Origin of the sequence: Moorena sp. SIO1F2, assembly GCF_010672755.1 — a bacterium.
GTDB lineage: Bacteria > Cyanobacteriota > Cyanobacteriia > Cyanobacteriales > Coleofasciculaceae > Moorena.
Genome location: NZ_JAAHFV010000486.1, coordinates 1 through 3,983, shown reverse-complemented (window position 1 = coordinate 3,983; position 3,983 = coordinate 1). Strand labels below are relative to the sequence as shown.

General features: G+C 44.0%; 3 protein-coding genes. 1 reads left to right on the top strand and 2 read right to left on the bottom strand.

Annotated features, from left to right (window positions below; translation table 11 throughout):
• Window positions 1–245 precede the first annotated feature (245 nt).
• Together F6J94_RS31435 and F6J94_RS31430 are read right to left on the bottom strand one after the other, a co-directional pair.
• Window positions 246–962 (bottom strand): heme oxygenase (biliverdin-producing), encoded by a 717-nt coding sequence (locus tag F6J94_RS31435; protein ID WP_293047431.1) that lies wholly within the window; start codon window positions 960–962, stop codon window positions 246–248.
• A 472-nt stretch (window positions 963–1,434) separates the two neighbouring features.
• Window positions 1,435–2,394, bottom strand: a complete 960-nt coding sequence (locus F6J94_RS31430) for a glycosyltransferase family 2 protein (RefSeq protein WP_293047429.1) — start codon at window positions 2,392–2,394, stop codon at window positions 1,435–1,437.
• A 197-nt stretch (window positions 2,395–2,591) separates the two neighbouring features.
• Here F6J94_RS31430 and F6J94_RS31425 point away from each other — a divergent pair, with 197 nt between their 5' ends.
• Window positions 2,592–3,821 (top strand): glycosyltransferase family 4 protein, encoded by a 1,230-nt coding sequence (locus F6J94_RS31425; RefSeq protein ID WP_293047433.1) that lies wholly within the window; start codon window positions 2,592–2,594, stop codon window positions 3,819–3,821.
• Window positions 3,822–3,983: the final 162 nt, after the last annotated feature.

The following is a 3,983-nucleotide window of genomic DNA, read 5'->3' as shown; positions in this document are numbered from 1 at the left end:
AGCTTACAGAGATTAGGAGTAGGTAATTAATTCTGCGATCGCTGCGAGCGTAGTTAGTACTCAAAACGTAAGCATTCAACCTAGCACATAAGCTAATCGCTGATAGCGATAGGCTGAATGCTCACCTCAAAACTACTAACTACTAATAACTCATTACAGGAGACAAGAGCTAATCGCTTTGATTTCTAGTTAAGGTGATTAGTCGCCACCCATCTTTGGTGGTAATCCCAGTTTGTGCAATAAGCTTACTCAGCTGTAGCTAGTTCTGTGCTACCACGAACGCGACGACGGGTAAGGGTGTTGTATAGCATTATACCAATGGCTTTAATCAGGTTACCCTCCAGTTCCTGGAACATCTTCATATTCATGCCAAACGCGGCATTAGCTTCTTCCACAATCCGATCCGCTGTGGCATCATCAATGGGTAGCTCATCCATGGCTTGGCGATAGTTGGCCTTGAATCCCTTCTCATCAGGGATTTGTTTGAATTCATAAAAAGCAGTACCTTGCCCATCTGATAAGTTCATCCCGCGCTGGGCAATCTTTTTGAGAATTTGTCCGCCAGATAAGTCCCCTAGATAGCGGGTGTAGGAGTGAGCAACCAATAGTTCTGGTTGCTTCTCAGAGATATCTTTAATTCTTTGCACATACTCTTTAGCCGCCACTGAAGGGACTACTTTCTCTTGCCAGTTAGAACCGAAGTAATAGCATAGGTCTTGCTCTAGGGTCTTTTTCCGATTGAGCTCTTGGAAGTAGATTTTTGAAAGAATCGGGTGTTCCCGATGGCGCTCCATCTCCTCTTCCATGGCGGAATAGACGAAGTAAAGGTTGGATACTAATTTACGGTAGGAGGTTTTTTCAACGGTTCCTTTCAAAAAGCACTTGACAAAACCCACATTCTCTGCCATGGTGTGGGATTTTTTTGTGCCTTCACGCAACTTGGTGGCTAAATTGGTACTCATTATTTATTTTTGTTCCTAAAGTTGACGGTATTTGTATTACTACTTACAGACAAGCGAATATCTTTCCAAATTCTTAGAGTAAACTGATTTAATTAAAAATGTTGTTAAGAATTCTTACGTAAACCCGAGATCCTACCTCCCCCACCGTCAGAGAGCCAGTTCATAGATCGTCAAACTGATCAGTTTAACAATGGTTTGATCAGTACACAAAGGGAGGATGGGAGAAGTTGTACCCTAGATTCAAAGGCTCAACGGTCGTAACCATCCAAAAAACTCTAGAAACTAGCAAGACACCAGGAGTATTTAAGTAATAATACTTAGGCAGTCTCGTGAAAGGCGGTGTGACCCCAGTGAGGTTCCAACGCCCACGGGAACGGGCACCAAGAGAGTGGAAATTTGGTTAAGCATCGTGAGGCTGCCAATGCCTTGGCAGTTTGATCAGATTTTTTCTAGCCCGGAATTCCCAGAGAGTCTATGCCTTGAATTGACGCAACACACTAAACGCCTGAGAACGCCACCCTTCTGGCAATAGGGACAGCACCAAAGCAACCCAAGCTTTTGAGGGAGAGCAAGCTTTTCCTGACCAAACTAGTTCACGTCCCTTTGATGTTTGTCCAATTTCAATCAGGCGCAATCCTAGTAGTAGCTTAGTTTCCGTCAGGCGCGATCGCCTAACTGTCTCCAACATTTCTGACTCAAACTTATAACTTTCTAGATAACGCAGTTTATCCTTTAAATAGGGAATTGCTCGACTAATCCCTTGCTGTTGGGCATGGAATCGATATTCCATTAACAATTCGGGTAAATAATAGGCTTTCTTTCCCGCCATAGCCAGCCGAACGAATAAATCATTATCTTCACAATTTTGGATATTAGGACGCATAAAATCTACGTCTTTCAACGCCTGCATCCGAAACAACGTAGCGCCAATTTGAAAGCTCTGCTGAATAAAAACAACCTCAATTAAATTATCAACAATGCCTTGGATTAACTTAGTTCTTAACCACCTCTGAGAGTTTAATTTTGTAGCTGATTCATCCCTAGTATTATTAATATTAATAACCCAATGATCTGTCCCGACAAAATCAATACTATGGTCTGGTTCTAGGATAGCCGTTGTTTTGGCTAAAAATTCAGGTGTCAGCCGGTCATCATCATCAAATTTAATAAAATATTCCCCCAATGCGGCATCAAATCCAGAGCGCATATTATTACTTTTGCCAATATTGTTGGGGTGACGGATGTAGTTAATTCGGCTATCCTGATATTGGGACATTAACTTAGGAGTTTCATCAGTTGAACCATCATCACAGATAATTAATTCCCAGTCTTGATAGGTTTGTTTAATAACACTGTCAATCGCATAAGGAAGTAAATTTACGCGATTGAATGTAGGAATGCACACACTAACTTTGGGGACTCGCTGAATCATTGTATTGTTGGATATGAAACTATCAAGCAACTCAATTCATTGCTTCGTTGACATGAAATAATCCTATCGGCTGCCTGATATCAAGTCCGGTTACAACGCACTAGATATGACTTATAGCAATGTCTTGATGCAGTCGCTCATGGGGGGAACCCCCTTTGGCGGCGCTGCATCGCTTTATTACCTAACCTGAAGATATGATGAAAATTCTCATGCTATCTGCCACCTTTCCTTATCCCCCCACTAGGGGAGGAACTCAGGTACGGACATTTAATTTACTAAAACATCTTAAGTTAAGTCATGATATCACCATGATTACTCAACGTTCAGAAGATGTCACGGATCAGGAAGTGGAAAAACTCAGGAAATGGGTAGATGAATTGGTGGTTTTCCCCCAACCAAAGCCTTCTGAACCCTCAGGAGGAATCTGGGGCAAAGTAAAGCGATTTAGTAATTTTTTAAGCCAGGGAATTCCCCCCAGTGTGCTACATCTCTACTCCCGGGACATTCAGCAATGGATAGATGAAGCTGTGGCCGCTGGACGCTTTGACATTATTACCTGTGAACATAGTGTAAATGAAATATATGTACGACCAGAATGGCGACAGCAGCTGGGAACAGTGGTGAATATTCACAGTTCTGTGTATGGTACGTTCCGTAATCAGTTGGAAACAGGAACCTCGGAAAATCAGCTCAGAGACCAGTTAAATTTACCCCTGTTGCGCCGCTACGAGGAACGATACTGTGCAAAATTTACTGGCCTTGTGGTCACAACACCGGAGGATCAAAGCCAGATAGCTGCCTACAAGCCATCGGGTAAAATTGTGGTGATTCCCAATGGGGTGGATTTGACTCAATTTCCCCAACGCACTGCTGACCCAGGGGGACATCGCATAGTGTTTATTGGAGCTATGGATAACCGAGCCAACATTGATGCTGTAAGCTTTTTCAGCTTGGAGGTATTTCCAGCCATTAAAGAACGCTATGGAGATGCTACGCTAGACCTGGTCGGAGCAAGACCAGTACCTGCAGTATTGGAGTTGGCAGAATTGTCGGGAATTACGGTCACCGGTCGTGTGCCATCAATGGTAGAGTATCTCCATCAAGCAACTATCTGTGTGGTACCGATGCGCACTGGCTTTGGCATTAAAAACAAGACCCTCGAAGCAATGGCGGCTGGGGTACCTGTAGTGGGAAGCGATCGCGGTTTGGAGGGACTAGCGGTTGATGGTGCCAATACACCCCTGCGAGCATTGCGGGCAAATCATGTTCAGGAGTATATTAGCGCCATCACTCGTTTGTTTGAAGACCCACAACTGCGAGCAAAGTTGTCCCAAAACGGGCGCTTATTGATCGAGGATGAATACACCTGGGATCGGGCTAGTCAATGCTACGAACAAGCCTTAACCCAGTCAGTGGTTAGAGGTTAGTGGAATACAGTAGTTTGGGGACTGAACCCCTTGACTCCTCTTCCCTCTGTTCCTCCTGTTCCCATTGTTTGCCCTCTTACTCCCTACACAACCAATTCTATTCCAGAACCGTGGCAAACCCCTCTAAATCACCGTCACTGGAAGTCATAGAGAGATTAGGCT

Bases quoted from the DNA above. Each gene is read 5' to 3' on its own strand.
- F6J94_RS31425 (WP_293047433.1), top strand. From the start codon at position 2,592: ATGAAAATTCTCATGCTATCTGCCACCTTTCCTTATCCCCCCACTAGG.
- F6J94_RS31430 (WP_293047429.1), bottom strand. From the start codon at position 2,394: ATGATTCAGCGAGTCCCCAAAGTTAGTGTGTGCATTCCTACATTCAAT.
- F6J94_RS31435 (WP_293047431.1), bottom strand. From the start codon at position 962: ATGAGTACCAATTTAGCCACCAAGTTGCGTGAAGGCACAAAAAAATCC.